Annotated in this window: 18 protein-coding genes; 12 read left to right on the forward strand and 6 right to left on the reverse strand. The window is 76.2% G+C overall.

From position 1 onward, the window contains the following. Positions 1–21 precede the first annotated feature (21 nt). The 6 genes from ACI789_RS11110 to ACI789_RS11135 all read left to right on the forward strand — a co-directional run bounded on the left by ACI789_RS11110 (position 22) and on the right by ACI789_RS11135 (position 5,572). Positions 22–1,068 carry an ABC transporter ATP-binding protein gene (locus ACI789_RS11110; protein ID WP_457008926.1) on the forward strand — a complete coding sequence of 349 codons (1,047 nt, stop codon included), beginning with the start codon at positions 22–24 and terminating at the stop codon, positions 1,066–1,068. A gap of 217 nt (positions 1,069–1,285) precedes the next feature. Further along, the gene (locus ACI789_RS11115; RefSeq protein ID WP_457008928.1) at positions 1,286–2,095 is read left to right on the forward strand and encodes an aldolase/citrate lyase family protein; all 810 of its coding nucleotides are present in this window, start codon (positions 1,286–1,288) and stop codon (positions 2,093–2,095) included. Continuing rightward, positions 2,092–2,946, forward strand: a complete 855-nt coding sequence (locus tag ACI789_RS11120; RefSeq protein ID WP_457008930.1) for an NAD-dependent epimerase/dehydratase family protein — start codon at positions 2,092–2,094, stop codon at positions 2,944–2,946. Before ACI789_RS11115 ends, ACI789_RS11120 begins: the two co-directional genes overlap by 4 nt. After that, positions 2,943–3,629 (forward strand): glycosyltransferase, encoded by a 687-nt coding sequence (locus tag ACI789_RS11125; RefSeq protein WP_457008932.1) that lies wholly within the window; start codon positions 2,943–2,945, stop codon positions 3,627–3,629. The genes ACI789_RS11120 and ACI789_RS11125 overlap by 4 nt, the downstream gene beginning before the upstream one ends. A gap of 105 nt (positions 3,630–3,734) precedes the next feature. Beyond that, complete coding sequence (locus ACI789_RS11130; RefSeq protein WP_457008934.1) at positions 3,735–4,637, forward strand: hypothetical protein; 903 nt, start codon at positions 3,735–3,737, stop codon at positions 4,635–4,637. Next, the gene (locus ACI789_RS11135; RefSeq protein ID WP_457008936.1) at positions 4,607–5,572 is read left to right on the forward strand and encodes an HNH endonuclease signature motif containing protein; all 966 of its coding nucleotides are present in this window, start codon (positions 4,607–4,609) and stop codon (positions 5,570–5,572) included. Before ACI789_RS11130 ends, ACI789_RS11135 begins: the two co-directional genes overlap by 31 nt. Here ACI789_RS11135 and ACI789_RS11140 read toward each other — a convergent pair. Further along, positions 5,569–7,005 (reverse strand): hypothetical protein, encoded by a 1,437-nt coding sequence (locus ACI789_RS11140; RefSeq protein ID WP_457008938.1) that lies wholly within the window; start codon positions 7,003–7,005, stop codon positions 5,569–5,571. The genes ACI789_RS11135 and ACI789_RS11140 overlap by 4 nt on opposite strands. 77 nt (positions 7,006–7,082) lie before the next feature. Next, positions 7,083–7,610 carry a DUF6328 family protein gene (locus ACI789_RS11145; protein ID WP_456918299.1) on the reverse strand — a complete coding sequence of 176 codons (528 nt, stop codon included), beginning with the start codon at positions 7,608–7,610 and terminating at the stop codon, positions 7,083–7,085. A gap of 115 nt (positions 7,611–7,725) precedes the next feature. Between ACI789_RS11145 and ACI789_RS11150 the strand changes: the two genes are divergently transcribed. Then, entirely contained in the window at positions 7,726–7,956 is a 231-nt protein-coding gene (locus ACI789_RS11150; RefSeq protein WP_457008940.1) for a hypothetical protein, read from the forward strand. A 128-nt stretch (positions 7,957–8,084) separates the two neighbouring features. Here ACI789_RS11150 and ACI789_RS11155 read toward each other — a convergent pair whose 3' ends face one another. The 3 genes from ACI789_RS11155 to ACI789_RS11165 form a co-directional block, all read right to left on the reverse strand. Continuing rightward, complete coding sequence (locus ACI789_RS11155; RefSeq protein ID WP_457008942.1) at positions 8,085–8,624, reverse strand: hypothetical protein; 540 nt, start codon at positions 8,622–8,624, stop codon at positions 8,085–8,087. Between the two features lie 92 nt (positions 8,625–8,716). Next, on the reverse strand, positions 8,717–8,986 hold the full coding sequence (locus tag ACI789_RS11160) for a DUF2277 domain-containing protein (RefSeq protein ID WP_457008944.1): 270 nt from the start codon (positions 8,984–8,986) through the stop codon (positions 8,717–8,719). 52 nt (positions 8,987–9,038) lie between these two features. Beyond that, the gene (locus ACI789_RS11165) at positions 9,039–9,659 is read right to left on the reverse strand and encodes a hypothetical protein (RefSeq protein ID WP_457008946.1); all 621 of its coding nucleotides are present in this window, start codon (positions 9,657–9,659) and stop codon (positions 9,039–9,041) included. 117 nt (positions 9,660–9,776) lie between these two features. On the opposite strand from ACI789_RS11165, the gene ACI789_RS11170 reads away from it, so the two are divergent. Continuing rightward, positions 9,777–10,178 (forward strand): hypothetical protein, encoded by a 402-nt coding sequence (locus ACI789_RS11170; protein WP_457008948.1) that lies wholly within the window; start codon positions 9,777–9,779, stop codon positions 10,176–10,178. 86 nt (positions 10,179–10,264) lie between these two features. After that, a complete protein-coding gene (locus tag ACI789_RS11175; protein ID WP_457008950.1) occupies positions 10,265–11,164 on the forward strand; it encodes an SDR family NAD(P)-dependent oxidoreductase in 900 nt (299 codons plus the stop codon). A 1-nt stretch (position 11,165) separates the two neighbouring features. Here ACI789_RS11175 and ACI789_RS11180 read toward each other — a convergent pair whose 3' ends face one another. After that, complete coding sequence (locus ACI789_RS11180; RefSeq protein ID WP_457008952.1) at positions 11,166–11,885, reverse strand: GAF and ANTAR domain-containing protein; 720 nt, start codon at positions 11,883–11,885, stop codon at positions 11,166–11,168. Positions 11,886–12,078: 193 nt separating this feature from the next. Between ACI789_RS11180 and eat the strand changes: the two genes are divergently transcribed. From eat to eutC, 3 genes are all read left to right on the forward strand, one after another. Then, complete coding sequence (gene eat, locus ACI789_RS11185) at positions 12,079–13,539, forward strand: ethanolamine permease (RefSeq protein ID WP_457008954.1); 1,461 nt, start codon at positions 12,079–12,081, stop codon at positions 13,537–13,539. Next, on the forward strand, positions 13,536–14,951 hold the full coding sequence (locus ACI789_RS11190) for an ethanolamine ammonia-lyase subunit EutB (RefSeq protein WP_457008956.1): 1,416 nt from the start codon (positions 13,536–13,538) through the stop codon (positions 14,949–14,951). The genes eat and ACI789_RS11190 overlap by 4 nt, the downstream gene beginning before the upstream one ends. A 74-nt stretch (positions 14,952–15,025) precedes the next feature. Beyond that, a complete protein-coding gene (gene eutC / locus ACI789_RS11195; protein ID WP_457008958.1) occupies positions 15,026–15,793 on the forward strand; it encodes an ethanolamine ammonia-lyase subunit EutC in 768 nt (255 codons plus the stop codon). Positions 15,794–15,864: the final 71 nt, after the last annotated feature.

Genomic DNA, 15,864 nt, shown 5'->3' on the forward strand with positions numbered 1-15,864 from the left:
GCCCGACGAGGACCCGACGACATGAGCTCCCTGACGGTCACCGCCGTGACCAAGTCCTACGGCGCCACCCCTGTGCTCACCGGGGTGGACCTGCACGTGCCGGAGGGCGGGTTCACCGCGCTGCTGGGGCCCTCCGGGTGCGGGAAGACGACGCTGCTGCGCCTGGTCGCCGGCTTCGACGACCCGGACGCCGGGACGATCGCGATCGGCGGCCGGGAGGTGGCCGGACCCGGCCGCAGCGTGGCCGCCCGTCGTCGGCGGATCGGCTTCGTGCCGCAGGAGGGCGGGCTGTTCCCGCACCTGACCGTCGCCGGCAACGTCGCCTTCGGCCTGCCCCGCCGGCAGCGTCGCGACGCCGGGCGGGTGGGTGCGCTGCTGCGCCTGGTCGGCCTGGACGCCGGGCTCGCCGAGCGCTCGCCGCACCAGCTCTCCGGCGGCCAGCAGCAGCGGGTCGCGCTCGCCCGCGCGCTGGCCCCCGAACCGAGCCTCGTGCTGCTCGACGAGCCGTTCTCCTCCCTCGACGCGTCGCTGCGGGAGGAGACCCGGCAGGCGGTGGCCGACGCGCTCGCCGCTGCCGGGGCGACCGCGGTGCTGGTCACCCACGACCAGGCCGAGGCGCTGTCGATGGCCGACGAGGTGGCGGTGCTGCGCGGCGGCCGGCTGGTGCAGCTGGCCGAGCCACGGACCCTCTACCGCAGTCCGCGCGACCTCGACGTCGCCACGTTCGTGGGGGAGTCGGTGGTCCTGGACGCCGAGGTCCGGGCGGGGCGGGCGCACTCGGCGCTGGGCGACCTCGCGCTCGGCGGCACCTGCCCCGACGGCCCGGCGCGGGTGCTGCTGCGCCCCGAGCAGCTCCGCCTCGGACCGGTCGGGGAGGGGCCGGCGGCGCGGGTGCGCGGCGTCGACTTCTTCGGCCACGACGCCCGGGTCCGGCTGGAGCTCCCCTCGGGGCTGCGGCTGAGTGCCCGGCTGGAGGGCTGGGACCTGCCCTCGGCGGGGGACGACGTGTCGATCCGCGTGGTCGGTGCGGCGGTGCCGTTCCCCGCGGGGCCGGCCGCCGTCGTCTGACGGCGTCGGGAGCATCGCAGCGAGCGCCAGCGAGCGAGGAGCGGACCGGCGATGGAAGGCGACCCGTGGGCACCGTCGTCTGACGCCGTCGGGAGCATCGCAGCGAGCGCCAGCGAGCGAGGAGCGGACCGGCGGTGGAAGGCGACCCGTGGGCACCGTCGTCTGACGGCGCGCCTCGAGGCGCCGCGCAGCGTTAGGTATGCCTAAGCTCACGCCCGTGGACCTCTTCCTCTTCACGGTCGACGCCGACTGGGGAGCCGACGTGGTGGCCGCCGGCGCGGCCGGGATCGTCGTCGACTGGGAACGCCGCGGAAAGCACCGCCGGCAGCTGGGGGAGGGCACCCAGATCAGCACCGACACCCCCGAGGACCTCAGCCGCATGCGGGCGGCCACCGCCGGCCGGCTCCTGTGCCGGCTCAACGGCTTCGGCCCGTGGACGGCCGACGAGGTGGACGACGCCGTCGCCCGGGGTGCCGACGAGCTGCTGCTGCCCATGGTGCGCACGCCGGAGGAGGTCGACCGCACCCTCGACCTGGTCGCCGGTCGCTGCGGCCTGGGCATCCTCGTCGAGACCCTGGACGCCGTCGCGGAGGTGGCCGAGCTGGCCCGCCGGCCGCTGTCCCGGGTCTACGTGGGCCTCAACGACCTGCGCATCGAGCGCCGCTCGGACTCGCTGTTCGCCCCGCTCGTCGACGGCACCGTCGACGCCGTCCGGGCCGCGGTGACCCAGCCCTTCGGCGTCGGCGGGCTGACCCTCCCCGGCGGCGGCTTCCCGGTCCCGGGCGAACTGCTGGCCGCCGAGCTGCTCCGGCTCGACACCGGCTTCACCTTCCTGCGCCGCTCGTTCACCGCGGACATGGCCGGCCGCGACCCGGCGGTGGAGGTGCCCCGGCTGCTCGGCGCCCTCGACGCGCTGGACCGGGCGACCCCCGACGAGGCCGCCGAGCGGCGGGCGGCCTTCGTGGCGGCGGTGACCGGGGGCGTGACGGCGTCCCAGGGCGTGGTGCCGGTGCCGCAGCCGGCATGAGGGCCGTGGTGACCGGTGCCGGCGGCTTCGTCGGACGGCACCTGGTGGCCCGGCTGCGCGCCGACGGCTGGTCGGTCGTGGGACTCACCCGGGCCGACGTCGACCTGACCGACCCGGACGCCGCCGCCACCGCGGTCCGCGCGGCCGATCCCGAGGTGGTGTTCTCCCTCGCCGCCGGGCGGGCGAAGGGCACCGCCGCGCAGCGGGCCGCCACGGTCGCGGTCAACACCAGCCCGTGGCTGGTCGACGCGCTGCCCGACCGCTGCCGCACCGTGGTCCGGCTGGGCTCGTCGACCGAGTACGCCGCCGGCCCCGCGCCGCTCACGGAGGACGCCGCGCTGCGCCCCCGCGGCTTCTTCGGTGCCACCAAGGCGGCCGGGTCGCTGCTGCTGCAGGCCGCGGCCGCCGAACGTGGCGTCCGGGCCGTCGTGCTGCGCGCCTTCCAGGTGTACGGCCCCGGAGACCACCCGACCCGGTTGGTGCCGGTCGTGCTCGACGCCGCCCGGACCGGCGCGGTGGTCCCGCTGCCGCCCCGGGCGAGCCGTCGCGACTGGGTGTGGGTGGGCGACGTCGTCGACGCGTGCGTGCGGGCCGCTCTGGCCGACGACCTGCCCGCGGGGCAGGTTCTCAACGTGGGCACGGGCGTGCAGACCTCCATCGAGGAGCTCGTGGAGATCGCAGCGCGGGTCACCGGTCGGCCGATCACCACGGCGCCCGGCGCCCACCCGGGCCGGGAGTGGGACACCGACTGCTGGGTCAGCGACCCGTCCCTGGCAGCGGCGCTGCTGGGGTGGCGGCCGACGGTCGGCCTGGCCGAGGGGCTGGCCCGGACCTGGGCAGCCCTGTCGTGACCGGCGCGACCGGACCGCTGGTCGCCGTCGTCGTGCCGGTGTACCGGAACGAGGCGACGCTCGAGCCGCTCGCCGACCGGCTGGCCGCCGCGCTCGCCGGGCGGAACTGGCGACTGCGGCTGGTCATCGACGCCTCGCCCGACGACAGTGCGCGCGTGGCGTTCACGCTCAGCGCGGCCGACCCGCGGATCGCCGTCACCGGGCTCACGGTCAACGCCGGGCAGCACGCCGCGCTGGCCCGCGGGCTGGCGGCCGAGCCCGGCGCCGACGTCTGGGTGTGCATGGACGCCGACCTGCAGGACCCGCCCGAGGCGGTGCCCCTCCTGCTGGACCGGCTGGCCGACGGCGACGTCGAGGCGGTCTTCGCCGGACGCCGCGGCGACTACGAGTCGCGGCTGCGCCGGCTCACCGGCACGGCGCACCGCCGGGTCGCGGCGCGGCTGACCGGCCTGCCGCCGGACGCCGGTGCCTTCCTCGCGATGGGGCCCCGCGTCCGGGCGGCCGTGCTCGCCGAGGAGGCGCCCAGCATCGTGCTCGCCGTCGGGCTGGCGCGGCGGCCGGTGGCCACCGTGCCGGTTGCCCGCGCGCGCCGCCCCGAGGGTCGGTCGGCCTGGAGCGCGCGGGCCCGGCTGGTGCAGTCGGCGCGGTCGCTGCTCTGGGCGGCCCGCCACCGCCGAGGCTGAGCGGGCCCCGTCGCGAGCCGCAGCCCGGCCGGGGTCCGGCTGGCTGTCGTCCACAGGTCACATCTCCGCTGGTGAGAGGGCCATGATGCGGCTAGCATCGAACGCGTGTTCGAGACCGGCGGCGGAGGCTCAGCGTTCGAGCTCGGTCTGACCGCCGTCCTCGACCGGCCCGAGCGGGTCGTCGTCGACGCCGTCCACCCTGGGCTGCGGTCCGGCCGGACGTGGCTCGCCCCCGCGGGCGGCGCCCACGCCCGCGGGGGCGGGACCGTGACACCGGAGTTCTCGGAGCTGCGCCGGCTGCTGGAGGCCGGCGCAGCGCCGCTCGATCGGGCCGCCGAGGCGTCCCGGGCGATCGCGCGGTGGTCGGCGGTCATGGCGACGTCCCTCACCGAGTTCGCGCGGTACCGCCCGGCGGGGCGGTTCGACCGGCAGCCCGGGGAACGGGGCGCCATGTCGGCGGCGACCCGTGCGGCGCGGCCCGAGGCGCTGGCCGAGGTGAGCGAGTGGGCGGTCGACGAGGTGGCACCCGCGCTGCGGATCAGCGCTCCGGCGGCCACGGTCTGGCTCAGCGAGTCGATCGTGCTCACCGAGCGGCCACGGACGCTCGACCTGCTCGCCCGGGGCCGGCTGAGCCCCGAGCACGCGCGCCAGATGGTGACCGTCGTGGGGCCGGTGTCCGACGACGCCGTTCGCGCCGACATCGAGGCACACGTGCTCCGACTGCTCGGCGACAAGACGCCGCCGCAGCTGGGGGACTGTGCCCGGCGCATCGTCCTCCGCAAGGACGCCGAGGCCGCCGGGCGGAAGCTGGTCGCCGCGGTCAGAGGTCGTGGTGTGTGCCTGCGCGACCGGCGCGACGGCACCGGCACCCTCGTCGTCGACCTGCCGCTGCCGACTGCCGCGGCCATCTACCGGCAGCTGAGGTCTATGCCGACCAGACGCGCGTCGAGGGTGACGAGCGCACCAAGCAGCAGCGCATGGCGGACTGTCTGGCCGACCTCGTGCTGAGGGCCGGTGAGCACGGCATGCCGCCGGTCACGATCGCGCTCACCCTAGTCGCCACGGTGGAGACGTTGCTCGGAGGCAACGAACCCGGTCAGGTGGACGGTCACCTCGTGCCGGCGGAGATGGTCGGCGAGCTCGGTTACGCGTTCGGCCTGATGCCGCGTTCCGCGCCCCGGCTGGACGACCTCCCGGCACCGCCGGGAGAGCCCGAGGCGCCGGACCTCACCACGCCGTCCCACGAACCCGCACCAAGGGACGGGGCTGCGGTGCCCACCTCAGCCGGCTCGGCCGGGGAGCCCCCCGGGTCGATGCGCGGACCGGCCACCCCGGTCGGGGACCGCCCGCTCGCCGAGTGGCTCGCCTGGGCCGCGGCCCGGCACGAGGCTGCCGTGGAGGCCGGTCTGGGCAGCGCTCGCCAGGCGATCCTCGACGGCGTCTGGACCGACGGAGAGCTGCGCGCCGTCCTCGACCTCGGGAAGCTGATCGGCGTGCGCGACGTCCGCGGGACCGGCCTGGCGCACCGCCCGCACATCGCAGTCGTCGACCAGCTGCGCGGCAGCCTCGTAGCCCTCACCGATGCCACCGGTATCCGCCGCGGCGAGTCCCCCGGCCCACCGGTGGCCACCGATGCGCACGACCCCGGCGCCGAGCTGGACCGCTACGTGCGACTGCGCGATCGGCGTTGCCGGTTCCCCGGCTGCCGTGCCCGTGCCCGATCCTGCGACCTCGACCACCGGCAGGAATGGCCGCTCGGGCCGACCGCCCACCACAACCTCTGCTGCCTGTGCGAGCACCACCACCGGCTCAAGCACCAGGCGCCCGGCTGGCGGTTCGACGAGGCCGACGACGGCGCCCTGGCGGTCACCATGCCCCACGGCACGGTGCTGGTGAGCCACCCACCGAGGTTCGGGACCGACCTCGACGTCCCGCCGCTCTAGTGTTCCCAGACCTGGACGACGAGGTCGGTCTTGCCGGCCGGGAAGTCGTACTCGGCGGTCATCCGCATCCCCGCGGACTCGAGGATGCCGTCGTCGTCGGTGGGCACCGGTTGCCCGTCGATGAGCCGGCGGACGAGCCAGACGCGGGCCGCGTCGGCGGGGGCGTCGTCCGGCGGGAGGACGACATCGGGACGCAGCTGCGGTGCCGCCGTCCGGACGTAGTGGTCCAACCCGGTCGCCGAGCGCTGATCGGCCGCGACGACGGGCTCCCCGGCCCGGTGACGCTCGGCGATCAAGGCAACCACCTCGTCGGCGCGCTCCCGCGGCTCACGGTCGGCGAGCGGGGCGCTGGCCAGCAGCGAGCAGGCCACGAGCAGCCCGGCCACCGGAGCGCGGGCCGCCCGGGGCACGGTCAGGGCTCCCGCCGCCGCCAGCACACCCAGGCCGAGGAGGCCGGCGAGCAGGTAGCGGGGCAGGTAGACCGGCCGCACCAGCTCGGCGGCGAGCAGGAGCACCAGCGGGACCAGCACCCAGCAGATCCCCAGGACCCGCACTCCGACGGCACGCACGGCGCCGAGCACGGCCAGCCCGACGGTGAGGTAGAGGAGCGGGCCGCGCCCCCCGGCCCACGCCTCGACGGCCTGGTTCGCCAGCGTCCCGCCGGTGTCGCGCAGGTGCTCGGCGTTGCGGGCACCGGTGCCGTTGAGCAGGTTCACCACGACGAGCCCGACGGTCGGCAGGACGGCGGCCGCCCCGATGGCCAGCAGCGGCAGGGCACGCCGACCGCGCAGCAGCAGTGCCGCGACGACGAAGGCGGCCAGGACGGTGACCGCGTACCAGTGCATCAGCCCCATCGCGACGCCGGCCAGGCCGAACAGGACCCGCCCGCGCGGCGCCTCCTGCAACCACCGGACCAGCCCCAGGGCGGCCCCGCCGGTCGCCAGGACCGCCAACCCGTAACTGCGCGCCTCGACGGCCTGCTCGAGCAGCAGGGGAGCCGAAGCCAGCACGGCGCCGGCCAGCACGCCGGTGGCTCGCGTGGCCACCCGGCTCACCGCACGGGTCACCAGCGCGATCCCGCCGGCGGTCGCCAGCAGCGACAGCACCCGCAGCGACGTGTCACCGCCCAGGCCGGGCAGGGACGTCCAGACGGAGACGACCAGGTAGTAGGGCGCGTTGTACGACGGGGGGACGTCGACCAGGTAGCTCGTCGTCCCCTGGCCGCTGAGGACCGCCGCGAGGATCTCCCGGAAGGGCAGCCGGCCGACCTCGGCGGTGAACAGTTCGTCGAACCACAGCCCGTGCCCGGGAGACAGGAGCACCGCGCCGAGGAGCACGACGAGCAGCGGGGGGAGGAGCTCGACCGGTGACCAGCGCACCGAGGTCGCAGCCACCGACGGCGGAGCCTGGAGCCGGTCCGCCGTCGCGCTCACACGGGCAGGTTAGGCGACCCTTCCCCGCTGCGGCCCTCTGCGCGCGGCGGGTGTCGCGGGGCCCGCGGAGGCCGCCGTCAGTCCTCCGGCTCGTCCTGCCCGCTGTGCGCCCGCGCCCAGTACGGCACCGCGATCCACCACCACACCAGCAGCAGGGCAACCGCCCCGGCGGTGATCCACGCCTGGAGAGCCGCGAACACCACGTCGGTCACCAGCAGCACGGCCGACGAGATGGCGAGGGCCAGCACGATCAGTCCGGCGAACGCCGACCGGTGGCTGCGCCGCAGCAGGTTCTCCTTGTCGTGCTGGCGGAACAGCACCCGGTGCTGCGCGGCCGGGGCGATGAGCAGCCCGGTCGCGACGGCGGCCGCCAGCAGGGTCACGAAGTACACGTCCCGCTGGAACTCCGTGAGCTCCTCGCCACCCGGCTGGAACGGCACGACCAGCAGGAAGGCGAAGAGGAACTGCACACCGGGCAGTGCCACTCGCAGCTCGTTGAGCAGCTCGATCAGCTCGCGGTCGATCCGCTGCTTGCGCGACTCGCCCGGTTCGCCGTCGCTCTCCCGGCCGGAGTGGCGCGCCGGGCCGCGCTCCGTGTCGACCATGCCTGTCACCGCCTCCTGGCGTTCACCCGCCGTTCACCTGGTGGTGAGTACTTCCACCAACGCGTCCGGGGTATGCGGATGACGTCCGTGACGGGCCAGGAGAGGTGGGTCGGCCATGTCGATGTGGGCGCCGATGGAGGCAGAGGGTGGCCGGGCGCAGGACGACGGCATCCCCGCCGCCGACCCGGGCGCGGGCGCGCCCGCACCGGCCGAGGGGTACGGGGTCGGTGGGGAGGAGCCCGACCGGCCGGAGGAGCGGCAGCCGTCGGCGGACGACGGCGGCCAGCACGCCGACCCGCCCTTCCGGACCCCGGACCCGGGCGACCTCACCCGCGGCGACCGCTGACGCGCCGGGGCTGAGCGTCGCGGCTGAGCGTCGCGGCTGGGCCCGCGCAGGTCACGCCCCGGCCGGCACCGCCGGGGCGTCGTCGTGGCTCGCGGGGCTGCGGGTTCCGCGCTCTGCCGGGCGGCGGGTCACCGCTGGGCGACGCCCCGGGCCACCTCGGCCGGCCGCTGCTGCTCACCCGCGTAGGAGCTGACCGCGACCAGCGCGCCGGTCAGTGCCGGGATCACCCACTGCAGCCGGTCGAGCTGCTCCTGCGCGGCGGCGACCTCGGCCTTGGTGCGCTTGGCCGGCTTGGTGCCCGACCGCGCCGGCACGGAGCCGGCGCCCGACACGACCTGGCCGAGGGTCCGGCTGTAGGCGGTGACGCCCAGCGCGGCGAACGTCAGGGCGGTCTTGAGCACGCTCATGCCGGCCACCCCCTGCTGGCGCGCGACGCGGCCGCGGTTGCCGAGCAGCTGCCCGACGCTGCCGACCAGGTGGGCGCCGATCGCCGCGGCGTTGACCGGCGTCCAGCGGTCCCACCCGGCGTTGGCGACCCGGCCGGTGCCGCGGCCGGTCCCCGCCTCCCCGGCAGCGGGGTTGAGGGCGACCGCGTTGGCGAGGGTGCCGCCGAACCAGGCCGCCAGGCCGAGGTCGTGCAGGCTGCGGGACACGGTGTTGCGAGCCATGGCTGCGCTCCGGGGGAGGGGGGAGGGGACCCGCCGGTCCTACCCCTGGCCGCCGGCCGCCACACCGGTTGTGCGCAATCGAAGGCGGCGGGTCAGGTGCCGTACCGCAGCGCCGCCCGCTGGCGCGCCTTGGCCGCCTCCACCTCGCGGTCCTTCGGGGGAGCGGTCGTGACCAGGGCCGCCAGCAGCCGCGCCGACGCCTCGGCCACCTCGGCGACGGCGCGGTCGAAGACCTCCGCGTTGGCCCGGGAGGGCCGCGTCGAGCCGCTGATCTTGCGCACGTACTGCAGCGCGGCCGCCTGGATCTCCTCGTCGGTCACCGCCGGCTCGAAGTTGGCCAGCGGTCGGATGTTCCGGCACATGGGCCAGAGCGTAGGAGCGGCCGCCGACAGCCGGGAGGCCCCCGCGGAGGGATCAGGCGGTGAACCCCGCCCGGTCGATCCGCCGGTGGTAGCGGGTGCCGAGCCGGCCGCCCACCACGGCGCCGAGCAGGGTGACGACGGCCATCGCGAGCAGGGTGACGATCCCGGCCGTGGTGGCGGTGCCCTCGTCGATCGGGATCCGCGGCAGGTGCAGCGCCTCGAGCACGTTGTACTCGCGGCCCAGCAGGTACCCGGCCACCGAGAGCACCACCACGACGAGCAGCCCGACCAGCCAGACGGCGACGCCCTGGCGGACCCCGCTGAAGCGGGCCATCCGCCCGGCCACGTACCCGCCGGCGAGGTAGGCCACGAAGAGCACCACCAGCAGCGCGATCGCGCCCCCGAGGCCGATCGTGTCGGCCTGCTGCGCGGCGTCGTCCGCGGAGGCGATCCCCTGGGTGAGGCCCAGCGCGACACCGGCGGCCGACAGCAGCGCGATGAGCAGCACGGCCAGCCCGTTGGCCGACAGCCAGCCGAAGAACGCCGCGCCCCACTTCACGCCGCCGAAGGCCGACCGCTGCGCGGCGACCGCGTCGCGCGCGGCGCCGCGGGTGGCCGAGGCGCCCTCGCGGGCAGCGTCGGAGTCGTGGACCGTGGGCTCGTTGCTCGCCATGGCGGCTCCTCCGGCGGGCCGGGAGCGCCGCTCCCGGACGGTGGCCGCGCCGGCCGGTCGCCGCCGCGGGTGCAGCGGGACGATTCCCCAGGTCGCAGCCGACAAACGGAGGCGCACATGACGGTGCTGCTGGTCGACGCGGCCAACGTGGTCGGCGCCCGCCCCGACGGCTGGTGGCGCGACCGGGCGGGTGCGACGTCCCGGTTGCTGGCGCGGCTCGCCCCGCTGGGCGGGCGGCCGCTGGCCGGCCCGGACGGGGCACGCGTGGGGGTCGACGAGATCGTCGCCGTCGTCGAGGGCGCGGCCCGCTCCGTGCGCGCGCCGGACGGCGTCACCCTCGTCCGCGCGCCCGGGAGCGGGGACGACGCGCTGGTCGCCCGGGCGGGAGAGCTCGCGCGGGAGGGGCGCGACGCCCTGGTGGTGACCGCCGACCGCGGGCTGCGGGCGCGGCTGCCGGAGGGCGTGGCGGTGGCCGGCCCTGGCTGGCTGTGGTCCGCGCTGGACGCCCCGCCCGCATGACCCGCTCGCGGCAGGGGTAGGGACGGCGGACGTCGAGCCGGGGCGTGCCAGCGCTGTGCGTGCCCTCCCCCTCCCCGAGGAGCCGCATGCCGCCGTCCGCACCGCCGTCCCGCCCGCCCACGGTCCTCGTCACCGGCGCCTCCAGCGGGATCGGCCGGGCCACCGTCCACGCGATGGCCGCGCGCGGCGCCGCCCTGGTGCTGGTCGCCCGGGGCCGCGAGTCGCTGGAGGAGGCGGCCGCCGAGGCCCGGGAGCGCGGCGCCGGTGAGGTGCTCGTCTGCCCTGTCGACGTCAACGACGCCGAGGGCGTCCAGCAGGTCGTCGACGCCACCGTCGCCCGCTTCGGGCGGCTGGACGCCGTCGTCCACTCCGGCCAGACCATGGCCTACGGCCGGATCGAGGACGTCCCTCGCGAGGTGTTCGAGGCCGTCGTGGACACCAGCCTCCACGGCACGGCGAACGTCGCCCGGGCGGTGCTGCCGGTGTTCCGGCGGCAGGGCAGCGGCCACCTGGTCGTCGTGAGCTCGCTGCTGGCCTCGGTCACCGCGCCGCTCATGGGCACCTACGCGGCGGCCAAGTGGGGGCAGCTGGGGCTGGTCCGGACGCTGCAGCAGGAGCTCCGGGACGCCCCCGGCGTGCACGTCTCGGCGGTCGCCCCGGGCGGGGTCAGCACGCCGATCTACTCCCAGGGCGCGACGTGGGCGGGCAGCACCGGCCGGCCACCCCCACCGGTCTACACCGCCGACCGCGTCGCCCGGGCCGTCGTCGCCCGGCTGGACCGGCCTCGGCGCCTGGTGCAGTCCGGGTTCGGCAACTGGTTCGTCATCGCCGGGTTCCGCATGCTGCCGGGCCTCTACGACGTCCTGGTCGGCCCGCTGTTCCGCAGGCTGGCGCTGTCCGGGGACGACGCCGGCCCCACGGAGGGCAACGTGTTCGCCTCCCGGCCGCAGGGCAACGCGAAGGACGGCCGCTGGCGCGGGATCTGACTCACCAGCGGGCGGGCCGCTCCGGCAGGTCGGCCTCGAAGGCGGCGACGAGTCCGGCGGCGACGTCCCGGAGCTTGACGTTGCGCCGCTGCGAGGAGTGCTTGAGCAGCGCGAAGGCCTGCTCCGCGGTGCACCGCTCCTGGGCCATCAGCAGCCCGACGGCCTGGCCGATGACGGTGCGCGTGTCCAGGCCGCCGCGCAGCTGCTCGGCCTTGTCGTCGCCGTCGGCGATGCGCAGCGCCACCGCCAGCGCGCCGGCGGCCTGGCCCGCCCAGCGGGCGGCTACCGCCTCGTCCGCGGGACCGAAGGCGCGCGGCTCGGTGGAGTACAGGTTGAGCGCCCCGCGGCTGCGGCCCTCGACGGTCAGCGGCAGCGACAGCGACGACCGGACGCCGACCTGGGCCGCCAGCGCCGGGTAACCGTCCCAGCGCTGCTCGGCGAGCATGTCCTCGACCCGGACGACGACGCCCTCCCGCATCGCCGCCAGGCAGGGGCCGTCGTCGAGCCGGTACTGCCGCTCGTCAGCCTCCTCGGCGAGGGCGTCAGTGGCGCTGACGGTCACCGCGCCGTCCGAGCGGGCCAGGGTCAGCCCGCACGCCCGGGCGTTCGGGGTGTGGCGCACCGCCAGGTGGACGAGGTCGCCCAGGAACTCGTTCAGGTCGCCGCCGGAGGCCAGCAGGGCGAGCAGGTCGGCGTCCTCCGGCCCGAGCCCTTCTCTCACCGATGTCCTCCCCGCGCCATCCGGTCGTGCACGACCAACGAGTATGCGTCACCGCGGGCCCGCGCCGGGACAGGGACGCCCGCGTCAAGCCCGTGAACGGCGCGTACCGATCCGTCGACGACGGTTGACCGGTCCGGGCGGGAGGACCACCCTGACCCCACCCGTCCGCCGGGGGCCGACCGGAAGGCACGGCATGACCGCCGATCCCGCTGCCCGCTCCTCCGCCCCCCACCACGCCGGCGTCGAGGCCGAGCGCGTCGACGAGGGGTACCTCCACAAGCGCCAGCTGCGCACCGGGACCGCGGGCTGGCTGCTGCTCGCCGGCCTGGGCGTCTCGGCGGTCATCTCCGGCGACTACGCCGGCTGGAACTTCGGCCTCGCCGAGGGCGGCTTCGGGGGACTGCTGATCGCGACGGTCCTCATGGCGGTGATGTACACCGCCATGGTGTTCGGGCTGGCCGAGCTCGGCTCGGCGCTGCCGACGGCCGGCGGCGGCTACACCTTCGCCCGCCGCGCGCTCGGCCCCTGGGGCGGCTACGCGACCGGCGTGGCGGTGCTCATCGAGTACGCCATCGCCCCGGCCGCGATCGCCACCTTCATCGGCGCCTACGTGGAGTCGCTCGGGCTGTTCGGCATCACCGACGGCTGGTGGGTCTACCTGGTCGTCTACGCGCTGTTCATCGGCATCCACCTGATGGGCGTCGGCGAGGCGCTCAAGGCGATGTTCGCCGTCACCGTGGTCGCACTGCTGGGGCTGGTCGTCTTCCTCGTCGGGGCGGTCCCGCAGTTCGACGCGGGCAACCTGCTCGACATCGCGCCCACCGACGCGGCGGGCGCGTCGTCGTTCCTGCCCTACGGGCTGATCGGCATCTGGGCGGCGTTCCCGTTCGCGATCTGGTTCTTCCTCGCCGTGGAGAGCGTGCCGCTCGCCGCCGAGGAGGCCCGCGACCCGGCCCGCTCGATGCCGCGCGGGATCGTCGCGGCGATGGGCGTGCTCGTCCTGCTCGCCGTCCTCATGCTGGTCTTCACCCCCGGCGCCGGCGGGTCGTCGACGATCGCCGCGTCGGGCAACCCGCCGGTCGACGCGCTGGCCGCCTCGGCCGCGCCCGACGCGCTCACCACGGTGGTCAACTACGCGGGCCTGTTCGGCCTGGTGGCGAGCTTCTTCTCGATCATCTACGCGTACTCGCGGCAGACCTTCGCGCTCTCCCGCGCCGGGTACCTGCCGCGGGCGCTGTCGGTGACCAACGCGCGCAAGGCGCCGATGCTCGCCCTGCTCGTGCCCGGCGCGATCGGCTTCCTGCTCTCGCTGACCGGGCAGGGCGCGATGCTGCTGAACATGGCCGTCTTCGGGGCGACGGTGTCCTACGTGCTCATGATGGTCAGCCACATCGTGCTGCGCCGTCGCGAGCCGGACCTGGAGCGCCCGTACCGGACCCCCGGTGGCGTGGTCACCACCGGGGTGGCGCTGGTGCTGGCCGCCGCGGCGGTGGTCGCCACCTTCCTCGTCGACGTCACCGCCGCGTTCTGGACCCTGGGCGCCTACGCGGTGTTCCTCGCCTACTTCGCCCTCTACAGCCGGCACCACCTGGTCGCCTCCGCTCCGGAGGAGGAGTTCGAGCTGCTGGCCGCCGCCGAGGAGGAGATGGGATGAGCGTGCGCCGGGCGACGGTGGGCGGGCACACCCACGAGTTCCCCACCCTGGTCGAGCTGCTGGCCAAGGCGACCCCGGTCCGCTCCGGCGACGTCCTGGCCGGCTGCGCCGCGGAGTCCGCCGCCGAGCGGGTGGCCGCCCAGTCGCTGCTCGCCGACCTGCCGCTGGCCACCTTCCTGGAGGAGCAGGTCGTCGGGTACGAGGAGGACGACGTCACGCGGCTGGTCCTCGACACCCACGACCGGGCCGCCTTCGCGCCGGTGGCGTCGCTGACCGTGGGGGAGTTCCGCGACCGGCTGCTGGCCTGGGCCGCGGCCGGCGACGAGGCGGCCGTCTCCGCGCTCGCCCCGGGGCTGACCCCGGAGATGGTCGCGGCCACGTCGAAGCTCATGCGCAACGCCGACCTGGTCGCCGTCGGCCGGCGGACCCGGGTGGTGACCGGGCTGCGCAGCACCCTCGGCCTGCCCGGCCGGCTGGCCTCCCGGCTGCAGCCCAACCACCCCACCGACGACCCGCTGGGGGTGACCGCGTCGATCGTCGACGGCCTGCTGCAGGGGTGCGGGGACGCCGTCATCGGGATCAACCCGGCCACCGACTCCCCGGCGCGCACCGTCGCGCTGCTGGAGCTGGTCGACGCGGTCATCAGCCGTTACGAGATCCCCACCCAGTCCTGCGTGCTCGCGCACGTGACGACGACCCTGCGGGCGCTGGAGGCCGGGGCGCCGGTGGACCTGGTGTTCCAGTCGGTCGCCGGAACCCAGGCGGCCAACCGCGGGTTCGGCGTCACCCTCGACCTGCTCGCCGAGGCGCGGGCGGGGGCGCTGGCGCTGGGCCGGGGCACGGTGGGGGAGAACGTGACCTACTTCGAGACCGGCCAGGGGTCGGCGCTGTCGGCCGACGCCCACCGCGGCATCGGCGGCCGCCCGGTGGACCAGCAGACGCTGGAGACCCGCGCCTACGCCGTCGCCCGCCACTTCTCCCCGCTGCTGGTCAACACCGTCGTCGGGTTCATCGGGCCGGAGTACCTCTACGACGGCAAGCAGGTGCTCCGCGCCGGGCTGGAGGACCACTTCTGCGGCAAGCTGCTCGGCCTGCCCATGGGCGTGGACGTCTGCTACACCAACCACGCCGAGGTCGACGAGGACGACATGGACGCGCTGATGCTGCTGCTCGGGGCGGCCGGCGTCACGTTCCTGATCGCCGTTCCCGGGATGGACGACGTGATGCTGCACTACCAGTCGCTGGCGTTCTCCGACGTGCTCACCACCCGGTCGGTGCTGGGGCTGCGGCCGGCCCCGGAGTTCGAGGCCTGGCTCGCGCGGATGGACCTGCTCGACGACGACGGCCGGGTCCGGGAGCTGACCGCCGACGCGCCCGCGGCCCGGGCGCTGCTCGCGGCGGCGTCGGCATGAGCTCGGCCCTCGATCCGGCAGAGATGGCCACTTCTGCCGTCGGGCGGTCGACCCCGGATCCGAGCGGGGCAGAAATGGCCATCTCTGCCCCGGGGAACGATCCCTGGGCGGTGCTGCGGTCGGCCACCCGGGCCCGGGTCGCGCTCGGCCGGGCCGGCGACGCCCTGCCCACGGCCCGCGAGCTCGAGTTCCGCGCCGCCCACGCCGCCGCCCGGGACGCGGTGCACCAGCCGCTGGACCCGGCCGCCGTCCGCGCCGCGCTGGACTCGGCGCTGCGGGAGGCCCGGCTGCCGGGCGTCGAGGTGCTCGAGGTGCACTCGGCCGCCGGCGACCGCGCCACCTACCTGCAGCGGCCCGACCTCGGGCGGCAGCTCGCTCCGGGGACGGAGCTGCCCCGCGCCGACGCCGACCTGGCCGTCGTGATCGCCGACGGGCTCTCGCCGCGGGCGGTCCACGAGCACGCCGCCGGCCTGACGACGGCGCTGCTCGAGCGGCTCTCCGGCTGTGCGGTGGCCCCGGTGGTGCTGGCGCACCAGGCCCGGGTGGCCCTCGGTGACGCCGTCGGGGCAGCTCTCGGCGTGCGCGCGGTCGTCGTCCTCGTGGGCGAGCGGCCGGGCCTGTCGGCCGCGGACTCCCTCGGCGTCTACCTCACCTGGGACCCGCGGCCCGGGCGGGCGGACTCCGAGCGCAACTGCGTGTCCAACGTCCGGCCACCGCACGGGCTGTCCTACGCGCAGGCGGCCGACACGGTGGTGGCGCTGCTGGCCGCCGCCCGCGAGCTCGGCGCGTCCGGGGTGGCGCTCAAGGACGAGGGACCCGCGCTGGCCGCCGGGGCGGGCTGAAGAAGGACCCCCTGCCCCCCCACCACTCGCAGGCTCGCGGCGGGACCCTGCAGGGGGCCAGGGCACCGCGT

The organism is Geodermatophilus sp. SYSU D00965, from assembly GCF_054050075.1.

Bases quoted from the DNA above. Each gene is read 5' to 3' on its own strand.
- ACI789_RS11160 (WP_457008944.1), bottom strand. From the start codon at position 8,986: ATGTGCCGGAACATCCGACCGCTGGCCAACTTCGAGCCGGCGGTGACC.
- ACI789_RS11190 (WP_457008956.1), top strand. From the start codon at position 13,536: ATGAGCGTGCGCCGGGCGACGGTGGGCGGGCACACCCACGAGTTCCCC.
- ACI789_RS11175 (WP_457008950.1), top strand. From the start codon at position 10,265: ATGCCGCCGTCCGCACCGCCGTCCCGCCCGCCCACGGTCCTCGTCACC.
- ACI789_RS11150 (WP_457008940.1), top strand. From the start codon at position 7,726: ATGTCGATGTGGGCGCCGATGGAGGCAGAGGGTGGCCGGGCGCAGGAC.
- eat (WP_457008954.1), top strand. From the start codon at position 12,079: ATGACCGCCGATCCCGCTGCCCGCTCCTCCGCCCCCCACCACGCCGGC.
- ACI789_RS11145 (WP_456918299.1), bottom strand. From the start codon at position 7,610: ATGGTCGACACGGAGCGCGGCCCGGCGCGCCACTCCGGCCGGGAGAGC.
- eutC (WP_457008958.1), top strand. From the start codon at position 15,026: ATGGCCATCTCTGCCCCGGGGAACGATCCCTGGGCGGTGCTGCGGTCG.
- ACI789_RS11135 (WP_457008936.1), top strand. From the start codon at position 4,607: ATGGCGGACTGTCTGGCCGACCTCGTGCTGAGGGCCGGTGAGCACGGC.
- ACI789_RS11155 (WP_457008942.1), bottom strand. From the start codon at position 8,624: ATGGCTCGCAACACCGTGTCCCGCAGCCTGCACGACCTCGGCCTGGCG.
- ACI789_RS11110 (WP_457008926.1), top strand. From the start codon at position 22: ATGAGCTCCCTGACGGTCACCGCCGTGACCAAGTCCTACGGCGCCACC.
- ACI789_RS11120 (WP_457008930.1), top strand. From the start codon at position 2,092: ATGAGGGCCGTGGTGACCGGTGCCGGCGGCTTCGTCGGACGGCACCTG.
- ACI789_RS11170 (WP_457008948.1), top strand. From the start codon at position 9,777: ATGACGGTGCTGCTGGTCGACGCGGCCAACGTGGTCGGCGCCCGCCCC.
- ACI789_RS11165 (WP_457008946.1), bottom strand. From the start codon at position 9,659: ATGGCGAGCAACGAGCCCACGGTCCACGACTCCGACGCTGCCCGCGAG.